Consider the following 19195-nt stretch of genomic DNA (forward strand, 5'->3'; position numbering starts at 1 on the left):
GAGGCCGTCGAGTGTTCAGGAGAAGTCGGCGACATTCTCCGCCGTGACCACCTTGACCGGCACCTTCACCGTCGGGGCGACCTCGTCGCCCCGCGCGGCCTTGATGGCGTTGAGCACGGCGAGCCGGCCCAGTTCCGCCGGCTGCTGGGCCACCGAGGCGTAGAGCGTGCCCGCCTTCACCGCCTTCAGGCCGTCGGGTGTGCCGTCGAAGCCGACGACCGGGACCGACGTGCCCGCCTTGGAGCCCAGCGCCTTCACCGCCCCGAGCGCCATCTCGTCGTTCTCCGCGAAGACCCCGTTCACCCCGCTGTGCGCCTGGAGCATATTGGTCATCACATCCAGCCCCTTGGTGCGGTCGAAGTCCGCCGGCTGCCGCGCGACGACCTTGATGCCGGGGTACGCCTTGATGCCCTCGGCGAAGCCCTGACCGCGCTCACGGCTGGCCGAGGTGCCCGCCGTGCCCTGGAGGACCACGATCCGCCCCTCGCCACCGAGCTTCTCCGCCAGTGTCTTCGCCGCCTGCCGGCCGCCCGCGACGTTGTCGGAGGCGACCAGCGTGTCGACGTCCGCCTTGTTGACACCGCGGTCGGCGGCGATCACCGGGATGCCGGCCTTGTTTGCGGCGCGTACGGACGGCCCCGCCGCGTCCGAGTCGACCGGGTTGACGATCACCGACGACATGGCACCGCTGGTGAAGTTCTGTATCTGGTTGGCCTGTTGGGAGGCGTCGTTCTGCGCGTCGGTGACGGTGAGTTCGACGCCCTTGGCCTTCGCCTCGGCCTCCGCGCCCGCCTTCAGCTGGACGAAGAAGGGGTTGTTGAGGGTGGAGAGGGAGAGCCCCAGCCTGGTCCCGCCGCCGGAGGACCCGTTGTTCCAGAAGGAGACACCACCGATGACGGCGGCCACCAGCACCGCGGCGACGGTGTACTTCAGCGCTCTCGCGCCCTTACGGCCCGAGCCGCCCGCGCCTCCCGAGCCGGACGCACCGGGCGCGGCCGACGCACCGGGCGCGGCCGACGCACCGGGCGCGGCCGACGCACCGGGCGCGGCCGACGCACCGGGCGCGGCCGACGCACCGGCGCGGGAGCGCGCCGTGTCGAGCAGCACCGCCAGCGCGATGACGACACCGATGACGACCTGCTGCCAGAACGCCGACACCGACAGCAGGTTGAGTCCGTTGCGCAGCACCGCCAGGATCAGCGCTCCGATGAGCGTGCCGGACGCCTTGCCGACACCGCCCGACAGACTGGCGCCGCCGATGACGACCGCGGCGATGGCGTCGAGTTCGTACCCCTGCGCGGCCTGTGGCTGCGCCGAGGAGAGCCGGGAGGCCAGGACGATACCGGCGACGGCGGCGAAGAGTCCCGACAGCGCGTAGACGGCGACCTTCTGCCGCTTGACACGCAGCCCGGACAGCCGCGCCGCCTCCTCGTTGCCGCCGATCGCGTACATCGAGCGGCCCAGGTACGTACGGGCCAGGATCAGGGCGGTGATCAGCCCCATCGCCACCATCACCAGGACCGGCACCGGCAGCCAGCCGCCGAGCGTGTCGCCGATCCGCGACACGGAGCCGGGGAAGGCGATCGGGCTGCCCTGCGAGATCACCAGCGACAGCCCGCGGCCCACCGAGAGCATCGCCAGCGTCGCGATGAACGGCGGCAGTTTGCCGTACGAGACGAGCGCGCCGTTGACGAGCCCGCACGCGATGCCGGTGCCCACGGCGAGCACGACGGCCAGCCACACCGGCACCCCCTCCGACGTCGCCGACCAGGCCAGGACGGTCGCCGAGAGCGCCGCCACCGAGCCCACCGAGAGGTCGATGCCCGCGGTGACGATGACGAACGTGACGCCGAACGCGAGGATCGCGGTCACGGCCGCCTGCACACCGACGTTGAGCAGGTTCTGGGTGGTCAGGAAGTCGCCCGACAGCAGCGACATCGCCACCACCAGAACGACCAGGGCGCTCAGCGCGCCATTGTCGAGGAGGAGCCGGCGGACCGCTCGGGCGCCTCCGCCACCGCGCCCGCTTCCGCCGTCTGTCGTGTTCTTGAGCGTGTCAGTGGCCACGGGAGCCCTCCACCCCTTCTGCTTCGTCGTCCGCGTCGGTCCCGGGTTCCGGGCCGTATGAGCGCGCGGCGCCGACGGCCAGCGCCATCACCGCGTCCTGTGTCGCTTCCTCCGCCGTGAGTTCACCGGCGATCCGGCCCCCGGCCATCACCAGCACCCGGTCGCTCATGCCCAGGACCTCCGGCAGATCGCTGGAGACCATCAGCACGGCGTGACCGGCGGCGGTGAGTTCGTTGATGAGCTCGTAGATCTCGACCTTCGCGCCGACATCGATACCGCGCGTCGGCTCGTCGAGGATCAGCACCTTGACCTCGGCCAGCAGCCATTTGCCGATGACGACCTTCTGCTGGTTGCCGCCGGACAGGGTGCGTACCCGCTGGCCGAGCCCCGCCATCCGGACGCCGAGCTGCCCGGCGATCCTGGCGGCCGCCGTGTGCTGTGACGCACGGTCCACCAGCCCGGCGCGGGTCGCCGAACGCAGGGTGACCAGACCGAGGTTCTCCTCCACGGACGCGTCGAGCAGCAGGCCCTGGCCCTTGCGGTCCTCCGGCACCAGCCCGATCCCGGCGGCCATCGCCGCGCTCACGTCATGGCGCGGCAGCGCGGCGCCCGCCACCCGTACCGAGCCCGTGTCGTAGTGGTCCGCGCCGAAGACCGCGCGGACGACCTCCGTACGGCCCGCGCCCACCAGCCCCGCGACACCGACGACCTCACCGGCGCGCACCTCGAAGCCCACATCGTGGAAGACGCCTTCTCTGGTCAGCCCCGACACCGACAGCAGGGCGGTACCGGTCCCCGCGGTCCGGCGCGGATACTGCTGGTCGATGTCGCGGCCCACCATGAGGCGTACGAGCTGATCCTCGGGCGTCGTCGCGGGCACCTGCCCGACGCTGCGGCCGTCGCGCAGGACGGTGACGCGGTCACCGAGCGCCGCGATCTCCTCCAGATGGTGGGTGATGAAGACGATGCCCACGCCGTCCTCGCGCAGCGCGCGGACGATCCGGAAGAGCCGCTCGACCTCCTCGGAGGTCAGTACGGCGGTCGGCTCGTCCATGACCAGCACCCGGGCGTCCAGGCTGAGCGCCTTGGCGATCTCGACCATCTGGAGCCGGGCGATGCCCAGTTCACGCACCTTGGTGTGCGGCGGGGTGGTGACTCCGACGCGTTCCAGCAGCTCGGCCGCGTCCGACTCCATCCTCTTGTGGTCGACCAGGCCGAAGCGGCGCGGCTGGCGGCCCAGGAAGATGTTCTCGGCCACCGTCAGATCGGGGACGAGGTTGAACTCCTGGTAGATGGTGGCGATTCCCAGCCGCTCCGCGTCCTGTGCGCCCTGGATACGGACCTCCCGCCCGCCGACGAGTACGCGGCCGGCGTCCGGACGGTAGGCACCGGAGAGCATCTTGATCAGCGTGCTCTTGCCGGCGCCGTTCTCGCCGAGCAGGACGTGTACTTCGCCGCGGCGCAGATCGAAGTCGACGCTGTCGAGCGCGACCACGCCGGGAAAGGTCTTGCGTATCCCTTCGACACGCAGCAACTCGTCCGGGTGGCTCACGGGTCGCTCCTTCGCGTTCGGGCTGACGGGCTGTGTGCTGACGGGCCGTGTGGTGGCGGACTGTGTGGTGGTGGGCCGTGTGCCGCGGCGCTGTGTTGTGCTGGGGCGCGGTGTGCTGACGACGCGCGCTCCGAGGGCTCGGGACGCCGGGGGGCCGGCGGGAACTCCGCGCCGCAGGAGCGGCGTACGACCAGCCGGGCGGGGAGTGTGACGGACGGCGGGACCCGGCCGGCGATGCGTTCGGCCAGCGCCCGTACGGCGGCCCGGCCCAGTTCGTCCGTCGGCTGCGCGATGGCCGTGATCGGCGGATCCGTGTGCACGAACCAGGGGATGTCGTCGAAGGCCGCGAGCGCGATGTCCTCCGGGACGCTCAGACCCCGGGCGCGGATCGCGTCGAGAGCGCCGAGGGCCATCAGATTGTCCGCCGCGAACACGGCGTCGGGAGGCTCGGGCAGATCGAGGAAACCCTCCGCGGCCCGGCGTCCGCTCTCGGCCTGGAAGTCGCCCTGGCCGATGTACGCGTCGGGCAGCGCGACCCCGTGCTCGCCCAGTGCCGTACGGAAGGCGTCGACACGTTCGCTGCCGGTGGTGGTGGTCGCGGGGCCCGCGATGATCGCGAGCCTGCGGTGGCCGATCCGCAGCAGATGGCCGACCAGATCGCGTACGGCGGCGCGGCCGTCGGACCGTACGACGGGCACCTCGACGCCCGGGATCCAACGGTCCACGAAGACGATCGGGGTCGCGGCACGCACCGCGTCGCGTATCAGCGGTGAACCGCGGTCGGTGGGCGACACCAGCAGCCCGTCGATCCGGCGGTCGAGGAGCGTACGGACGTGGTGGTCCTGCAACTCGGGCCGCTCGTCGGCGTTTCCGATGATCACGCTGTACCCGAGCGTCCGCGCCTCCTCCTCGACCGCGCGGGCCAGCGACGTGAAGTACGGGTTGAGCACATCGCTGATGACCAGGCCGAGCGTGCGGGTCCGGTCGGTGCGCAGGGACCGGGCCACGGCGTTGGGCCGGTAGCCCAGCGCGGCGACGGCGGCGAGCACCCGGGCGCGGGACGCGGGGCTGACCGACGGATGGTCGTTGAGTACCCGCGACACCGTGGCGACGGACACGCCTGCCTCGGCCGCGACATCCTTGATGCCCGCCATCGTCGGTCCACCTCCTCGTGGAATCGATTACACGGAGGATTGGAATCGATTACACGGGCAGAAGGCAAGACCTTGGGGGTACCCCGAGACCGGATCGTAATGATCACCCCGAGGGGCCCCGTGCTGTGCCCGGCCGTCCGGTGGGCCCGGTTGTCCGCGCCCCGGCGGCATCGGAGGGATGAGTGCTTTTCTCGGACGTGTTACGCGGGGCGAAAGGTTGAGCGGGGAATGGTGCCTGGCCGATAGTGCCGATAATTGGACTCTTTCACGCTGTCACGGGTGCCCGCACTACGTTCTTGGGTAGGTTAGCTGTACCCGCAATTCACTTGCGGACCCCCCTGTTCCGGCGCTGCTGGGTATCGGTACCTTTGCCGTATGTGACGTGCCGGCGGGCAGGTGCGGGGTGCGGGGTCATTTCGCCGTGACAGTGCGATAAAGGGGAGAGTTTCGATGATGCACGTGGATTCGAGCCAATCAGTCGAACGCGTGTCCGAAGTTGTCGCCCTCGAAAATGTCACGAAGATTTACGAGACGAGACCCGGGACCATTTATGCGTTGCGGAATGTCAGCCTGGTCGTGAGAGAGGGAGTGTTTCTCGCGGTAATGGGCGAGGGCAGCCCCGGTAAGACCACGCTGTTGAAGTGCCTTTCCGGCGAGATCCAGCCATCCTCCGGTGTGGTGCGGCGCGCGCCCGGGAGCGGGGACGGGCGCGGGCCGCTGGCGTCCTGGGTGTCCGGGCCGGACGGGGCGGGCTCCGTCGCGGCGGCGGTCGCGCTCGGGCCGCGTCTGCTGCTCGCCGACGAGGCCTCGGAGGAGTCCGGCGCGGCGCTGCGCCGGGCGGTGAAGGGGCATGGCGTCGCGGCGGTGATGTCGACCTCGGCGCCGACGGTGGCCGCCTGCGCCGACGCCGTGGTGTTCCTGCGGGACGGGGGCGTCGTCGACATGGTCGCCGGGGCCGGTCCCGAGGTGATCAGCGACTGTCTGGAGCGCTCGGGCCGTAGCTGCCAGGACCGGGGCCGGGGCGCCGGCCATCGGAGCCAGGACCCTGAGGATCCGCGCCGGAACTGCACGGACCCGAGCCTGAGCTGAGGACCCGTCCGACGATGTCGAGCAGCGGAACCGGGTCGTGCAGGAAGAAGTGATCTCCCGCCAGCTCGTGCATCTCGAACGGCCCGCCGGCGTGCCGCGCCCACGCTTTGGCCTGCCCCGGACCTGCTTCCGGATCGTCCGTGCCCGCGAAGGCGGTCAGCGGCACCGGAAGCACCGAGGCGGGGTCCGGCAGCGCGGTCTCCGCCAGGGTGAAGTCCGCCCGCAGCGTGGGCAGCATCAGCTCGATCAGCTCGGGGCTGTTCAGGAACTCCGCCGGAGCCCCGTTCATCTCCCTCACCTCCGCCAGCAGTTCGGGGTCGGGGAGCGTATGCCGCTGGACGGGGCCCGGGAACGGTACGCATCCCGAGACGAAGACATGTCCGGGCCGCGCCGTACCCGGGCCCCGCGCGCACAGATACTCGGCGAGCGCGAACGCGATCTCCCCGCCCATGCTGTGGCCGAAGAACGCGAACGGCTTGTCGAACCAGCTCGCCATCCGGTCGGCCAGCAGCGGCACCAGTTCCGTCACCCGGGTGTGCGGCGGCTCGCTGAACCGCTCCTCACGGCCGGGGAGCAGCACAGGGCACACCTCGACACTCTCGTCCAAGTGGCTTGCCCAGGAACGGAAGATGCTGGTTCCGCCGCCGGCGTACGGGAAGCAGAACAGCCGTACGTCCGCCGCGGGCCGCGGCGGCCTGGACGCCACCCAGCGCGGTGCGCGCCGAGGTGCGGAAGGTCGGTTCTGAGCCACGATGAGTCACCTTCGCCGGGGGTCGGGATGGGGGTGGGGCCGGGACATGGCCGCATGGTCCCACCACGGGGCGGCGTCCGGCAGCCCTTTAAGCCTGGACGTAACTGCCCTGCTGGGGACGGGCGTCAGCGCGTTCACGCGGCGTGCTGAACCCGTGATGGTGGTGCAGGGGCCACCCCGGTCCGGGTACGCGGTGTACTGACCTGAACCCCGCCGCCCGACACGATGGAGGCAGACGGCGCGGCTCGACCGCGATACGACGGGCACGAGTGGGAGCACTTCCATGGCGGACACAGCCCAGAGGACAGCCACCGGCGGTACGCCCGCCGGTCGTGGCCCCGGCCCGGCGCGGCCGGCGCGCGGCCCGCGGCGGACCGCGGCCAGGGCGGTGCTCGCCGCTCTCATCGTCGTACCGGCGATGCTCGGTATGGCCGCGTGCGAGGGGCCTGAGAACGCCAAGAGCCGCGGAGACGCGTGCGAGAAGATTCTCGCCAAGTCCACCAACTTCTCCGATTCGAAGGACCCGGAGGCGGCGGAGAAGGAACTCAAGGATCTCGCCGACGAGATCGCCCAGCTGGCGGAGGACACCGACGACGAGAAGCTCCGTGAGGCCGCCAAGGAATTACGCGGTGTCTCGCCCGGCGGTCGCGATCCCGACTCGGTGGGCGAAATCATCTCGGAGACCACCAAGCGGATCAAGATTATCCGTAACACCTGCATCTCGTTCGGCTGAGAAACGGCGGCCGAGAAACAGCGGCTCAGAAACGGCCGCTGAGAAACGGCCACTGAGATACAGCGGTCTGGATGCGGCGGCCCGGATACGGCTGCCCGAGATGCGGCGGCCCGGGATACGGCCGCACCCATAAGCCGGGATTCCCACGGCTGTTCATTCCCCCGTCGTGGCAGTGCGGAATCCCCGCCCCGGGCGTTCGGAGCCTCCCCCGTCTCCGGATGCCCGGGGCTTTTCCGCTGCCCGGGGCGCGATCCCCCGGGCCCCGCTCACGGCGTGGGCCGTGTGAACGTCATGCGGAGTTCTCCGGTGCGTGATTGCCCAGATAGGCCAGCACGGCCAGTACCCGGCGGTGCACGTTTCCGCCCTCGGGCGGCAGTCCGAGCTTGTCGAAGACTCCCCGGATGTGTTTGCTGACCGCCCGTTCGGTGATGACCAGCCGCTCCGCGATGGCCCCGTTGGCGAGCCCCTGCGCCATCATCTCCAGCACCTCGTGCTCACGCGGCGTCAGCGCCTGCAACGGCCGCGCGGCGGCCTTCTGGCTGAGGATCTCGGTGACCACCTCGGGGTCCAGGGCCGTCCCGCCGGTGGTGATGCGCTCCAGCGCCTCGAGGAACTGCTCCACCCGCCCCACCCGGTCCTTGAGCAGGTAGCCGATGCCGCGCGCGCCCTGGGCCAACAGCTCGGCCGCGTAGGTCTGTTCGACATATTGGGACAGCACCAGGATCGGCAGGTCGGGCAGTTCGCTCCTGGCCTGTACCGCCGCGCGCAGCCCCTCGTCACGGAAGGTCGGCGGCAGCCGTACGTCCAGCACCGCCGCGTCCGGGCGGTGCTCGCGCAGCGCGGGCATCACCTCCGGCCCGGCGGCGCACGTCGCCACCACCTCATGGCCATTGCTGGTCAGCAGCAGGACCATTCCCTCACGTAAGAGGGCGTTGTCCTCCGCGATCACGATCCGCAAGGCAGCTCCACTTTCAGCTTGGTCGGCCCACCGAGTGGGCTGGAAAGGCTCGCCGTGCCGTCAAGCGCGGCGACGCGCCGGCGGATGCCGATCAGACCACTGCCCTCGTGCTCGTCGGCGCCACCGCGGCCGTTGTCGGCCACGATGACCCTCAGTATGCCGTTGCCCCGGGTGAAGCGCACCGACGCCTGGGTGGCCCGGGAATGCTTTCGGATATTGGTCAGCCCCTCGGCCACCACGAAGTACGCCGCGGCCTCGACCGCGGCCGGCAGCCGGAAGGAGTTCTCCACCGAGCCGAGGCCCATCTCCACCGGGATCTCCGAGGACGCCGCCAGGGCGCGGACCGCGCCGGCCAGACCGCGGTCGGTCAGCACCGGCGGGTGCACCGTACGCACCACATGCCGCAGGTCCGCCAGTGTGCTCTCCACGCCCGACTGCGCCTCGTCCAGCCGGGCCAGCGCGGCGTCCGGATTCGTCCGCACCAGCTGTTTGGCCAGCCCGATCCGCATCGAAAGCGCCACCAGCTGCGCCTGTACGCCGTCGTGCAAGTCCCGTTCGATACGGCGCAGTTCGGCACTGTGCGCCTCCACCGCGCCCGCCCGGCTCTCCGACAGCTCCGCGATCCGGTCCACCAGCCGTGCGGACGGTTTCGGCCGCAGCAGCGCCGCGCTCCACGCGGCCTGGGTGTCCGCGAGCGTGCCGAGCCGGTGCAGCACCAGCGGGGTTCGGGGCTTGGCGGGCGTACCGTACGCGTCCTCGCGGCGCCGCGCGACGGCGCCGCCCACCCCCATGTTGAGCCCGTCCACCACCAGCCCGACCACCCACACCAGGATGGCCACCGCGCAGAACAGCAGGGTGATGAGGATCTGCAACGGCAGCCAGCGCGCGTCGCGCCAGGTGCCGGGGTCCGTCAGCGACAGCCGCAGCCGGTCCGCCGGCACACCGTCGAGCGGCAGATACTGCTCCGGGACCGGCGCACGGAGCCGGGTACCGGCCCGCACCCGCTCGTATCCGGCCAGTCTGCGGAGTAATCGCACGAGATCGGGCCAGGCGGGAGCGCCGATGATGAGCGCCATGAAGACCAGCCCCAGTGGTACGGCGGCGGCCATCAGAAAGCACATCGACGCCACCGGGAGGGCGAGCACCAGATAGTACGTGTCATGCCAGGAACGCTGGAGCTGGATGGAGAAGTCACGCACGGCGGGCTCCCTGAGGGCAGGACGGTCGTCCGGGGCAGGACGGGCGTCCGGTGGACGACGGACCCTTCCGATCACGTTAATGCGAACCGGCTGTTCGCGAGGTACGTCCGTCACCCCAGCCGGGGTGACGCAGGCTGAACCCCAGGACGGGTGTGCGCTCCATCGTGCCGGGGCCGACCGTTCCGTACCGTTCTCACCAGGAGGAACAAGCCATCTGGCGGGGCAGTTGGCCGGCTGGCACGGACACGGCCGCACCCTGGCCGTACTGCCTGGAAGGCGCACACACATGGTCAGGCTTCGCACGGGGAAACGTGCCACGGCGAGAAGCGGCACCCGAGGGGCCTCGATCAGCGCCGTCCCCGGCCCCGCGCCGGCGCTGACACTGGAGTCGGTCACGCGTCGCTACCGGCGCAACGGCACCCCCGTGAACGCCCTGGACGGAGTCACCGCGACCGTCGAACGCGGCACGTTCCTGGCGGTCATGGGCCGCTCCGGATCAGGCAAGACAACCTTCCTCCAGTGCTCCGCCGGCCTCGACCAGCCCACGTCCGGCACGGTGCGGCTCGGCGACACCGACCTGTCGCGGCTCAGCGAGGCCGCGCTCACCCGGCTGCGCCGGGAGCGGATCGGCTTCGTGTTCCAGGCGCTCAATCTGGTGCCCTCGCTCAGCGTCCGGGAGAACACCGCGCTGCCCCTGCTGCTGGCCGGTGAGCGGCCCGACAGCCCCGCCGTCCGGGAACGCGCCCTCCAGGTACTGGAGTCGGTCGGGCTCGCCGACCGGGCCGAGGACTCGCCACTGCGGCTCTCCGGCGGCCAGCAGCAGCGCGTCGCCATCGCCCGCGCGCTGGTCACCGACCCCGCCGTGATCTTCGCGGACGAGCCGACCGGCGCGCTCGACCCGGTCACCGCGCGGGATGTGCTCGTACTCCTGCGCGACGCGGTCGAGCGGCAGGGGCACACCGTCGTGATGGTCACCCATGACGCGCTCGCCGCGTCCTGGACGGACGAGGCCCTCTTCATCGAGGCGGGGCGGATCGTCGGCCGGCTGCCCAACCCCGGGGCCGACGCCGTGACGCGGATGCTGTCAGAGCTCAGGGAGGCGTGACGGGTATGCCGCTCGGATCCAGCACGCTCCCCGGCGCCGACCCGGCCCGGCCACCCGGCCCGCACGAGCTGGCCCGTAACCACGACAGCCCGGCCCGCACCCGCCATATCGCGCGCTTCCTCGCCGGCCGCTCGATGCGGATCCACACCAAGGCGTGGACGGCGGTGTTCGCGGCCCTGCTGCTCACCTCGCTCGTGCTCAGCAGCTTCGGTCTCGCCGTACTGTCCGCCGCCCTCGGCCACGCGAGCGTGGAGCGCTACGCCGCCGCCGCGGCGGTCGTCGCAGGCGACCAGGAGACACGCTTCACCGCCAAGCCCTGGGGGTCCAAGCAGCAGACGCAGACGGCGGCGCTCACCGAACGGGTGCGGGTGCCGCGCTCGGTGCTGCCCCGGATCGAGGCCGTCCCCGGCGTACGGGCGGCCATCGCCGACGACACCTTCCCGGTCGCGCTGACCGGCGCGGACGGCGCGCTCGTGGCCGGCCCCGACAGCGACTCCGGGGCCTCCCCGGTCTACGGGCACACCTGGCGCGCCGCCGCGCTCGCGCCGTTCACCCTCCGCGACGGCCGGGCCCCGGCGGGTCCTGAGCAGGTCGTGCTGGACGGAGATCTCGCCGAACGGGCCGGTGTCCGGGTCGGCGACGAGGTACGGCTCCAGTCCACGGGCGCGCCCGAGACGTACCGGGTCTCCGGCATCGCGGCGCCCGAGGGGCGGGCGGACGACAGCGGGCTCGGCAACCAGGGCGCCGTCTTCTTCAGCGACGAGCGGGCCCGCCTCCTCGCCGGCCACCCGGAGACCACCGACGCCATCGGCGTGCTCGCCGACCCCGGCGTCAGCGCCGGCACACTCCATCCACGGCTGCGCGAAGCGCTGGACGGTGAGCGCCCGGCCCGCAGCGCCGCCGCCGACGCACGGTACAAGGACGACAACACCTCACTGCGCGTGCTGACCGGAAACGGGCGCGGCGAAACGGAGTTCGTCACCTCCGCCCCCAGCCGGATGAGTCTGCTGGCACTGCTCGGCTCGGTCTGCGCGCTGGTCGTACTGATCGCCCTGCTCGTGGTCTCCAGCACCGTCGCCCAGGCGATCCACCAGCGCTTCCGCGAGATGGCGCTGCTGCGCGCGGTGGGCGCGACCCCCCGGCAGCTGCGTGCCATGGTCGGCCGGGAGGTCAACGTGGTGGCCGCGACCGCCGGCGTGGCCGGCGCGATCGGCGCGGTGCCGGTGTTCCTGGCGCTGATCAAGATGCTGAGGACGCGTGGCGCGGTGCCGGTCGGTCTCGAACTCCCCGCCCCCTTCTGGATGTACGCGGCCCCGCTGGTCACCGGCGCTCTGACGGTACTGGTGGCCAGGATCGCCGCCGCGATCGCCTGCGGCCGTATCGCCAAGGTGCGCCCCGCACAGGCGATGGGCGAGGCCCAGAGCGAGGCCGAACAGTTCGGCCGGGGCCGGGCCGTCACCGGCGTCGTGATGCTGGTCCTGGGATGCGGCGCGGCCGGTACCGCGGTCCTCCAGTTCGGGGAACTGGCCGCCATGGCCGCCAGCACCGCGGCCGTGTGCCTGGTCATCGCGTGCGCGCTGCTCGGGCCCTGGATCGCGTGGGGTGCCATGCGGGTGCTCGGTGTGCCCGCGGAGCGGCTGGGCGGTGCGGGCGGCTATCTCGCCGCCGCCGCCTCCCGGGCCAACTCCCGCAGACTGGGCGCCGCGATCACCCCGATCGTGCTCGTGGTGGCCTTCGCCGGGGTCCAGCTCTCGGCCGGGGCGACCCTCGACACACAGGGCGGCCGGCAGTCGGGCCAGGCCATGCGGGCCGAACTGGCCGTCACCACGGAAGGGCCGGGAATCCCGGACGAGACGGTGCGCCGGGTCAAGGAGGTGCCCGGTGTGGCGGCTGCCTCCGGGGTGCTGCACAGCACGGTCGTACTGGCCCGCAAGGAAGCCGGGGAGCCGAGGCTGGACCGGCTGCCGGTGATGGCCCTGGACCCGTCGGCGCTGCCCGCCACCATCGACCCGAAGGTCACCTCGGGCGATCTCGGCGACCTGCGCGCGGGCACCGTCGCGGTGGGGGAGGAGCGGGCACGGTCGCTGGACCTGGACATCGGCTCCAAGGTCACGGTGCGCTACGGCGACGGCGCGAACGTGCCGCTGCGGGTGGCCGCGGTCTACGAACGGTCCCTGGCGCTCGGCGACTTCCTGTTCGCCCCCGCCGAACTGGCGCCTCACCTGGCCGCACCGCTCAACACGCGCGTCCTGCTGAGCCTGGCGCCCGGAGCCGCCCTCCAGGACGTGAAAGCGGCGGTCGAGCGGGTGCTGGCGGGCGCCGCGCCCGGGGCGACGGTCACGGAGCGGCCGAAGGGCGAGCACCTGCGGACCGAGGACCGTGGCGTCGGCCAGGTCATCTCCCTGGTCGCGGTGAGTGTGATCGGCGGCTTCACGGTCATCGCGGTGCTCAGCACGCTCGTTCTCATCATGGTCGGCCGCCGCCAGGAGGTGATCCTGCTGCGGCTGGTGGGCGCGGGCCGGCGGCAGATCCGCTGGATGCTCCGGATCGAGGCGATGACCGTGATGCTGGTGGGGCTGGTGGTGGGCACGGTGACCGCGCTCGTTCCGCTCCTGGCCTTCAGCCTCGCGACGACCGGATCCTGGCCCTACATGCCCCCGGGCCAGGCAGGACTGGTGGTGCTGGCCGTGGTCGTCACCGCCGGGGCCGGGTACGTGCTGCCACTGAGGTCCGTGCTGCGCAAACGGCCGCCGACCGTGGTCGGCCACGGCTGACAGGTCAATGACGGGGCGGGCGCCCGGAGGCCGGCCGGGTGGGGTCCGGAAGGCCGGCCGGGCCGGGTGCGGAGGCCGGCCGGGGCGGGTCCGGAGGCCGGCCGGGTGGGGGCCCGGAGATCGCCCCCGTCCTCGAAAGTCTTCGTGATCAGGCCTCTGGGCTCGGTGTTTACAACAGCACTTAAATCCTTGTTCGAGCCTTCACCTCTGCTGAAGAATCCTTTTCGTGCGGTCGACTGCGCGCGACTGAAGCGGTCGGCCGCCGAGCCGCGCGGTACACGCCGGACTTCGCGCACAGTGAAGAAGGAGCTTGTTCGCAGTGTTGGGGACCATCGCGGAAGAGAAGGTCAGTGGCGCTCCCTTCAGCCATCCGCTCGACCGAATCGGCTGTCCCGGCAGCCTGGCCGAGGAGCACGGAGTGGTCGGCGGACAGCTGGCGGTGTACCACCAAGGGACCCTGCGCACCTGGGAGTTCGGTGAGGAGGAGTACGGCGGCGGACGCCCCGTGCACCGTGACTCCGCCTTCCCCTACGGCTCCGTCACCAAGGCGCTGACCGCCGCCTCCGTACTCCAGCTGGTCTCCGACGGCGACCTCGGCCTGGATCTTCCGGTGCGCACCTGGCTCGGCGAACGGGCCGTCGCCGACGGCCACCCGGGACTCGACGCCACGCTACGTCAACTCCTCAGCCACACCGCCGGGTTGCCGTCCGACCACGACGACGGGGACGCCACCTCGCTGCGCCGCTGGCTCACCGGTTTCCTGGCCACAGGACCGGCGGACGCGCCCGCGCTCTGGCCCGCCCCCGGCTCCTTCTCCTACTCCAACGTCGGCTACGGCATCGCGGGCCGTGTCGTCGAGGCCGCCACCGGACTGACCTGGTGGCAGGCCGTACGTGATTACCTGCTGGCACCGCTGGGCGCCGGGATCGGCCTGCTGCCCGGCACCCCGCGCGACGGAGAGCCGGTCCGCGCGGTGTCCGGACACACCACACACACCACCCCCGGCGGCGACCGCGTGGTGCACTCCGTGCGCTGCTCGGCCGACGCGGGCTTCACCCCCGCGGGCGGGCTCGCCGGCAGCGCCGCCGACCTCGTACGCTTCGCCCAACTGCACCTGGACGACCCTGGTGACCTGGACAGGGACGCCGTGGCCGACTTCGACGCACTGCGCGAGATGGCCCGGCCCGTCGCCGGTGCGGAGCCCTTCGGACTGGCCGACGGCTGGGGTCTGGGCCTCGGCCACTTCGGCCCGGCGGAGGACCGCTGGCTCGGCCACGACGGAACGCTGGACGGCACCACCTGTCATCTGCGCATCCAGCCGAGCCAGGGGACCGTGGTCGCGCTGACGACCAACTCGGCCACCGGGCAAGGGCTGTGGGAGGCGGTGCTCCGCGAGCTGCGGTCCGTGGGCATCTCCGTCGGCGTCTACAGCATGGTGCCGCCGTCCCCCGGATCCACGGCGGGATTCGCGGACTGCGCCGGCACCTACCGTAACGGCGATCTCGCTGTCACGGTCAGTCTCGACGACCGCAACATACTGCTGGAACTCCCCAACGGCGCACGGGACTCCGCCGCCTCCCACAGCGGGCTGGTCTTCTCCAGCCGGCCGGGGGACGCGGGTGTGTTCCTCGGCCGATTCCTCAAGGACGCGGCCACCGGGGACGTACGTGTCCTCCAGTACAGCGGCCGTACGCTGCTGCGCCAGCCGGTCGCGGCACAACCACACTGACCACCGCCGTGCCCGGCCGCGCTGAGCGGGCGGCCACGGCGGGATCAACCAGCCAGAGAACAAGCGGTGTTGTAGGGCAGACGCGCGGGACAGGAACGCGTCTGGCGGTCACGCACGTACGTCATTGTCACTCAGTGTGACGAGATGGGTGCGATCAGTGCCCGATTCCCTCGGACCGGCGTCCCGCACACGGCACAGGCCACCCTCCCTCTCGGCGTTCCATGGGGTCTCGACATGAACTCAGACAGCAACTCCCTCACGCACGGCCGTCGGACAGCCGGTGATGTCACCCTGCACGGGCTGTTCGAGAGCCAGGCGGCGCGTCGACCCGAACACACCGCCGTCGAGTGGGGCGCCGTCCGGCTCAGCTACGCCGAGGTCGAACGGCGCGCCAACCGGCTCGCACACCGGCTCGCCGCCCGGGGCGTGCGATCCGAGACCCGGGTGGGTGTCTGCCTGCGGCGCGGCCCCGAGCTGATCGTCTCGCTGCTCGCCGTCCTCAAGGCGGGCGGGGCCTACGTACCGCTCGACCCCAACTACCCGGCCGAGCGGCTGTCGTTCATGGTCGAGGACGCCGGGATCGAGCTGGTGATCAGCGACGACGGGCCGGGGGCGCGGCCGGACAACGCACCCGACACCTTGTCCCTGGAGAGCCTGGCGGGGATGGTTCCGGAAGACCCCGACACCGCGCCGGACGTCACCACGCACCCGGACGCCACGCACCCGGACGCCACGCATCCGGACACCACCCACCTGGACAACACCCATCTGGACGCCACGCACCTCGACAACACCGCGTACATTCTGTTCACCTCGGGTTCCAGCGGCACGCCCAAGGGTGTCGCCGTCACCCATCGCGGACTCGGGAACCTCGCCCTCGCCCATGTGGCGGCGCTGGCCATCGACGAGGACAGCCGGGTACTCCAGTTCGCCTCGCCCAACTTCGACGTCTCCATCGCCGACCTGGTGCAGACCTGGTACGCGGGCGCCACGCTGATCCTGCCCGAGAGCCCCACCCAGGCCGTCGGTGAAGCGCTCGGGGCCCTGCTCGCCGACGCCGCCGTCACCCACACCATGATGCCGCCGTCCGTACTGGCCACGGTGGCACCGCCGATCGAGCTGCCACACCTGCGCGCGCTGGCCACCGGCGGCGAGAACTGCCCGCCGGAACTGGTCGCCCGCTGGGCCGCCGGCCGACGGATGATCAATATGTACGGACCCACCGAGGCGACCGTCACCGTCACCCTCAACGGGCCGCTGCCCGCCGACCTCACCGATTCGCCCGGAATCGGCCGGGCCATCGACGGCGCCCGGGTCATGGTCCTGGACGAGAAGCTGCGACCGGTGCCCGACGGCGGGACCGGCGAGCTGTGCATCGCGGGCGACGGCCTGGCCCGGGGGTACGTCAACCGTCCGGGGCTGACCGCCGAACGGTTCGTCGCCGACCCGTACGGCCCCCCGGGGTCCCGGATGTACCGCACCGGCGACCTGGTCAGACTGCTTCCGGGAGGCGAGCACGAGTTCATCGGCCGCGCCGACGGCCAGGTCAAGATCCGTGGTCTGCGCGTGGAGCTGGGCGAGATCGAGGCCGTGCTCACCGGGCACGAGGCGGTCCTCCAGTCGGTGGTCACGCTGGTGGAGAACGCCGGTACGGACCAACTCGTCGCCCACTACGTGCCGGTGGGCCGTGAGGGCGGCCCCGGAGCAGCCGAGCTGCGCCGGCACGCCTCGGGCCGGCTGCCCGTCCATATGGTGCCGACCTCCTACATCGCCATGGACCGGCTGCCACTGACACCCAACGGCAAGGTCGACCGCAGGGCGCTGCCCGCCCCCACGGAACTCGCCGGTGACATGGGCCGGCCCGAGTCCGTCCCGTACGCGGCACCGCGCACCGCACTGGAATCGGAACTCGCCGGGATCTGGGAAGACGTGCTCGGCCGCTCGCGGATCGGTGTGACGGAGGACTTCTTCTCCATCGGCGGCGACTCCATCTCCGGTCTGCGGATGGCTTTCCAGGTCGAGCGGAGGCTCGGACTCACCCCCACGTCCACCGCGCTCTTCGACCACCCGACCATCGCCGCGTACGCCGCGTACGCCGCCGGGCTGAGTGAGAGCGGCGGCGGCCGGGAGACGGGGACCGCGGCCCCGCTCGCCCCCGCCGACCGGAGCGGGGCGCTGGTGGCCTCGTCCGCGCAACAGCGGCTGTGGTTCCTGGACGCGTACGAGCCGGGCGGAGCGGCGTACAACTGCGCCACAGGGCTGCGGCTCTCCGGGGAACTGCGCATTGACGCGCTCGCCACCGCGCTGACCGCGCTCGTCGCCCGGCACGAGCCGTTGCGCACCACGTACGCCGAGGCCGACGGACAGGTGCTCCAGATCATCGGAGAGCCGGTGCCGGTGCCGCTGCCGGTCGCTGATCTGGCAGGCGGGGATCTCTCTGGTGGGGATCCGTCCGGCGGGGATCCGTCTGGCGGGGATCACGAGGGACGGCTCGACGAGGTACTGCGCGCCGAGGTGTCCGCGCCCTTCGACCTCGGCTCCGGCCCCGTACTGCGCGCGCTGCTGGTGCGCACGGTGCCTGACGATCACGTGCTCGTGCTCACCGCGCACCACATTGCCGCCGACGCCTGGTCGATGGAGGTGATCGCACGGGAGCTGGGCGCGCTGTACTCGGCCGCTCTTGCGGTGCGGTCCGGTGGTGCCGATGCTGTGCTCGCCGCTGCCGGGCTGCCCGAACTCGCGGTCCAGTACGCCGACTTCGCCGCCTGGCAGCGCCACCGGCTGGACGAACCGGAGGTGGAGGAGCAACTCGCCCACTGGAAGCGGGAACTGGCCGGTGTGACGCCGCTGGAACTGCCCATCGACCGGCCGCGCCCCGCCGTCCGCACCTCGGCCGGCGCGCGACGGCTGTTCGAGGTGCCGGCCGAGACCGTCCGGGGACTCACCGCCGTCGGCAGGGCGCGGGGCACCACGCTCTTCGCGCCACTCGCCGCCGCCACTCAGCTGCTGCTCGCCCGCTGGTCGGGCCGGCGCGACATCGTGCTCGGCACGGCGGGATCGGGCCGGGACCGTGCCGAACTCGCCGACCTCGTGGGCTTCTTCGTCGACACACTGGTGCTGCGTGCGGAGGTGGACGAGTCGCTGACCTTCGCGCAGTTCACCGACCGTGCGCGGGAGAGCGTGCGGCAGGCGCTGGACCACGCGCTGGTGCCGTTCGACCGGGTCGTGGACGCCGTACTCCCCGAACGCGACCCGAGCAGACCCCCGCTCATCCAGGTCATGCTCGTCCTCCAGAACGCCCCGGCCGGAGTTCCCGAACTGCCGGGCATCGAGGCGTCGGACACCGACCTTCCGCGTGAGGCCGCGCTGTTCGATGTGACGCTGGAGTTCTGGCACAACGCCGACGGCGGGCTCACCGGGTCTGTCGAGTACAGCACCGATCTCTTCGACGCCGGCACCATGGACCGTCTCACCCACACCCTCCGCACGCTGCTGGGCGAGCTGACCGCCGCCCCGGACCGGCCCATGGCCGAGGCGGGCACGCTGGACCCCGAGGAGACCAGAAGGCTGCTGGAGGAGTGGGGCACGGGTGAGGAGCGGTCGGAGCGGCTGACGCTGGCAGGGATCTTCCGCGCTCAGCTGGAACGGACTCCTGACCTGCCCGCGGTGATCACTGACGAGGTGACGCTGACGTACGCGGAGCTGCACGGGCGGGCGGCGCGGCTGGCGCACTTCCTGATCGGTGAGGGGGTGCGTCCTGGGCAGCGCGTCGCGGTGGCGATGGAGCGCGGCGTGGAGTGGCTCGTCGCCCTGCTGGGCGTGGTGCACGCGGGCGGTGTGTATGTGCCCCTGGACCCGAAGTTCCCCGCGGACCGGTTCGCGCACATGCTGGCGGACTCCGGTTCCGTTCTGATGCTCGCCGAGTCGTCCGCGCGTGCGGAGCTGTCCGCCGACGATCACGCCAGGGTTGTCCATATCGACGCTTCGGGTGGGGAGTTGGCGGGGTTGTCGTCGGTTCTTCCTGAGGTGTCGGTGGATGTGCGGCAGCCGGCGTATGTGATTTATACGTCGGGTTCGACGGGTG

The 19195-nt window shown here is 71.7% G+C and carries 12 protein-coding genes; 6 read left to right on the forward strand and 6 right to left on the reverse strand.

The window, feature by feature from the left end; all coding sequences use genetic code 11:
* Positions 1–15 precede the first annotated feature (15 nt).
* From CU044_RS16325 to CU044_RS16335, 3 genes are read right to left on the reverse strand one after another with little or no spacing between them, the layout of a single operon-like run.
* Positions 16–2067 (reverse strand): substrate-binding domain-containing protein, encoded by a 2052-nt coding sequence (locus CU044_RS16325; RefSeq protein WP_129769309.1) that lies wholly within the window; start codon positions 2065–2067, stop codon positions 16–18.
* Positions 2057–3619, reverse strand: coding sequence for a sugar ABC transporter ATP-binding protein (locus CU044_RS16330; protein WP_129769310.1), 1563 nt, complete (start codon positions 3617–3619; stop codon positions 2057–2059). Before CU044_RS16330 ends, CU044_RS16325 begins: the two co-directional genes overlap by 11 nt.
* Positions 3616–4773, reverse strand: coding sequence for a LacI family DNA-binding transcriptional regulator (locus CU044_RS16335; RefSeq protein ID WP_129769311.1), 1158 nt, complete (start codon positions 4771–4773; stop codon positions 3616–3618). The genes CU044_RS16330 and CU044_RS16335 overlap by 4 nt, the downstream gene beginning before the upstream one ends.
* Before the next feature lie 453 nt (positions 4774–5226).
* Here CU044_RS16335 and CU044_RS16340 point away from each other — a divergent pair, with 453 nt between their 5' ends.
* Positions 5227–5862, forward strand: a complete 636-nt coding sequence (locus tag CU044_RS16340; RefSeq protein WP_275670197.1) for an ATP-binding cassette domain-containing protein — start codon at positions 5227–5229, stop codon at positions 5860–5862.
* Here CU044_RS16340 and CU044_RS16345 read toward each other — a convergent pair.
* The gene (locus CU044_RS16345) at positions 5744–6613 is read right to left on the reverse strand and encodes a thioesterase (protein WP_165371907.1); all 870 of its coding nucleotides are present in this window, start codon (positions 6611–6613) and stop codon (positions 5744–5746) included. The two genes, CU044_RS16340 and CU044_RS16345, sit on opposite strands and share 119 nt — an antisense overlap.
* A 283-nt stretch (positions 6614–6896) precedes the next feature.
* Here CU044_RS16345 and CU044_RS16350 point away from each other — a divergent pair, with 283 nt between their 5' ends.
* Positions 6897–7346: a hypothetical protein gene (locus CU044_RS16350; RefSeq protein ID WP_129769314.1), complete on the forward strand. Its 450-nt coding sequence runs from the start codon at positions 6897–6899 to the stop codon at positions 7344–7346.
* Between the two features lie 289 nt (positions 7347–7635).
* On the opposite strand, the gene CU044_RS16355 is transcribed toward CU044_RS16350, so the two are convergent.
* Positions 7636–8304, reverse strand: a complete 669-nt coding sequence (locus tag CU044_RS16355; protein WP_129769315.1) for a response regulator transcription factor — start codon at positions 8302–8304, stop codon at positions 7636–7638.
* Positions 8292–9503, reverse strand: coding sequence for a sensor histidine kinase (locus CU044_RS16360; RefSeq protein ID WP_129769316.1), 1212 nt, complete (start codon positions 9501–9503; stop codon positions 8292–8294). Before CU044_RS16360 ends, CU044_RS16355 begins: the two co-directional genes overlap by 13 nt.
* A gap of 286 nt (positions 9504–9789) precedes the next feature.
* Between CU044_RS16360 and CU044_RS16365 the strand changes: the two genes are divergently transcribed.
* The 4 genes from CU044_RS16365 to CU044_RS16385 form a co-directional block, all read left to right on the forward strand.
* Positions 9790–10608: an ABC transporter ATP-binding protein gene (locus tag CU044_RS16365; protein WP_129769317.1), complete on the forward strand. Its 819-nt coding sequence runs from the start codon at positions 9790–9792 to the stop codon at positions 10606–10608.
* Between the two features lie 5 nt (positions 10609–10613).
* Complete coding sequence (locus CU044_RS16370; RefSeq protein ID WP_129769318.1) at positions 10614–13382, forward strand: ABC transporter permease; 2769 nt, start codon at positions 10614–10616, stop codon at positions 13380–13382.
* 319 nt (positions 13383–13701) lie between these two features.
* Positions 13702–15111 carry a serine hydrolase domain-containing protein gene (locus tag CU044_RS16380; RefSeq protein WP_193563985.1) on the forward strand — a complete coding sequence of 470 codons (1410 nt, stop codon included), beginning with the start codon at positions 13702–13704 and terminating at the stop codon, positions 15109–15111.
* Between the two features lie 234 nt (positions 15112–15345).
* Positions 15346–19195: non-ribosomal peptide synthetase (locus tag CU044_RS16385; RefSeq protein ID WP_165371908.1), on the forward strand; the 3850-nt coding region annotated here is incomplete at its 3' end.

This window comes from Streptomyces sp. L-9-10 (genome assembly GCF_004151105.1).
Classification (GTDB): domain Bacteria; phylum Actinomycetota; class Actinomycetes; order Streptomycetales; family Streptomycetaceae; genus Streptomyces.